Genomic DNA, 2623 nt, shown 5'->3' with positions numbered 1-2623 from the left:
ACTTGTTTGCCGCTCATTTGCGACTCCCTTATGTTAACATTTTCATGTTTCAATGTCAACTAAGTTTTTTTATTTCGTTTGTCGCTTTCTGCGTTGTTGCTATCGGCGACTTGTTCTATATTACACTTATGTATGTTAATAGTCAATGGTTTTAAATATTTTTTTATAAAAATATGAATTAACTATACCAACAAGCCGTTAGCACAAAAATAGTGCACTTGAACGTAACTTTCTCAAAATAAACTAAATACGAATAACCTATAGAAGTTACTGTAGGTTATTCGTATTTAGAAGTTATTAATATACGTATGACATTTAAAATTTATCCCTCTGTACATTATGTACACCATAATAGAAAGAACTAAATATTATTCCTTTGGAGGTATCGAGCAGCTTCCATCTGTACAATAAGCATCGGTTGTACTATTTATTGAAAGATTTTGAGGTTCAGGCTTAGGATTTTCTTCTTCCCACACCTGTTGAAGTGCACCAACAAAGGCTTCAAGTGGTTGCGCGCCTGAAATAGCATATTTTTGATTAACAATAAAATAAGGTACTCCCGTAATTTTATATTGCTGAGCAATCGCTTCGTCAATTCTAACTTCATTCGCATACGCATTTTTATTATTAATAACGTTTAAAGCTTCTTTCTTATCTAAACCTGAAGTTTCAGCGATAGTAGAGAGCGTTTCCGCATCACTTAAGTTTCTCGATTCAGTGAAATATGCAAAAAGTAGATTTTCTGTAATCTCTTTTTCTTTCCCCTGATCCTTTGCAAATTTCGCCAAACGATGTGCATCAAAAGTATTTGTTGGTTTCATCTCTTCAAAATTAAAACTTAAACCTATACTAGCTGCGTGATTGCCTATTTGTATATTATTACGATTAGCTTCTTCAACACTAATCCCATACTTTGATGCAATTACTTCATTAATACTTGTTCCAGAATAGATTGGAGTATTTGGGTCTAACTCAAAACTTTTAAACTCAACTTCAACGTCATCCCTATGTGGAAATTTTTCTAAAGCCATCTCTAATCTACGCTTCCCAATATAACAAAACGGACATACAAAATCAGACCAAACTTCAATTTCCATATTCACACCTCTTCACAATTTCATTTCCAATCATTGTAGCACCGAGATTAAGGAATTCAAAAATTTTTGCTCCAAAACCTCCATATAGTACAACCAAAAATACATTTATAACGGAATACCTAAATAACAAAAAAAGACGATAATCAAAAGGATAAAATACTCCCTTCCGATTATCGTATATAAACAGGAAACAACTTTAATTATGCTGGAATATACTTCTCTACGAACTTCCATATAGTATTCCAATATTTATTTGAATCCACTTTCTCGGCTTCTCCATGCCCCGCACCTGGAACAATTAATTTCTCTTTTTCTACTTTTGCAGCATTATACACCTCATCCAACATTTCAAAAGGAACAAATGTATCAGCATCCCCATGAATGAATAACATAGGTGTTTTACTTTTCGCAACTTGTTTTACAGCTGAAGCCTCTTTCAAATCATATCCAGCCCTCAATTTAGTAACTGTATTGGCCGCATTCATAACAGGAAATTTAGGCAAGTGGAATAAATCTTTTAGTTGATACGTGAATTCATCAATAACAGTTGAATATCCACAATCTTCAATAATAACTTTAACATTAGAAGGTAAATCTTCCCCAGAAGTCATCATAACAGTTGCTCCACCCATAGAAATACCAAATAGAGCTATTTCAGCATTAGGATCTTCCTTTAAAATTTGTTGAATCCACAGCAGAACATCTTTACGATCATGCCATCCCATACCGATATAATCCCCTTCACTATTTCCATGTCCACGAAGGTCTGGCGCTATGACATTATAACCTTGTTCATGAAAATTCCGGATATATTTCGTCATTGCTGATGCCCTGCCATCATATCCATGAACTACAATGGCCCATTTATGGCTAGATTGTTCATTCATATATTCATAACCTGTTAAATTTAGCTTATCAAAAGAACGTATAGTTAATTTGTTAGGTTTATATTTTGATACAAAGTTTGCATTCTTTTCTTCATTCGTAGCCAATACATCTCCCGATGCATTCACTGTTTCCGTTAAGTGAGGATTATCCTCCAAAAATTCTTTTTCTTGTTTCGCATTCAATGCATAATTATAGAAATAATTCCCGACTAACATATACGCAATTGCTAGAAGGGCTAAAACTACTATAGTAATTTCACCTATCTTTTTCATATTATCTCCTTTTTCAAAATTAAATCTTCTCATATTAAAGTACTTCAAAAAAATAACTGTACTATTTTAACACACCAATGAATCGTATCTATAAGAAATAAAATAGAAAATCTTAAATTACATATCAAAAATCATGGGAGAAATTGAATAAAAAATTATATGGATATGTAATCACAAATCTTAAAAGAATGGGGAATACTTAAAATCTAAAGTGGTATTTGGGGTTAGTAAGAAGTTATTTCTAACGAAATATACACAAAAAAGACGAGTCATTCTGACTCGTCTTAAAGTTGCTTGGCGACGTCCTACTCTCACAGGGACAAGGTCCCAACTACCATCGGCGCTAGAGAGCTTAACTTCCGTGTT

The 2623-nt window shown here is 33.1% G+C and carries 2 protein-coding genes; both read right to left on the bottom strand.

Annotation, left to right across the window (positions count from 1 at the left end):
* Positions 1-368 precede the first annotated feature (368 nt).
* Positions 369-1097 carry a DsbA family oxidoreductase gene (locus ACTFQM_RS27250; RefSeq protein WP_440037030.1) on the bottom strand — a complete coding sequence of 243 codons (729 nt, stop codon included), beginning with the start codon at positions 1095-1097 and terminating at the stop codon, positions 369-371.
* Positions 1098-1297: 200 nt separating this feature from the next.
* Positions 1298-2257: an alpha/beta hydrolase gene (locus ACTFQM_RS27245; protein ID WP_440037028.1), complete on the bottom strand. Its 960-nt coding sequence runs from the start codon at positions 2255-2257 to the stop codon at positions 1298-1300.
* Positions 2258-2623 lie beyond the last annotated feature (366 nt).

The sequence above is a fragment of the Bacillus cereus group sp. MYBK30-2 genome (genome assembly GCF_051915945.1).
Classification (GTDB): Bacteria; Bacillota; Bacilli; order Bacillales; family Bacillaceae_G; genus Bacillus_A; species Bacillus_A paramycoides.
Note: the sequence above shows the minus strand (reverse complement) of the source record. Positions and strands in the feature narration are given on the sequence as shown.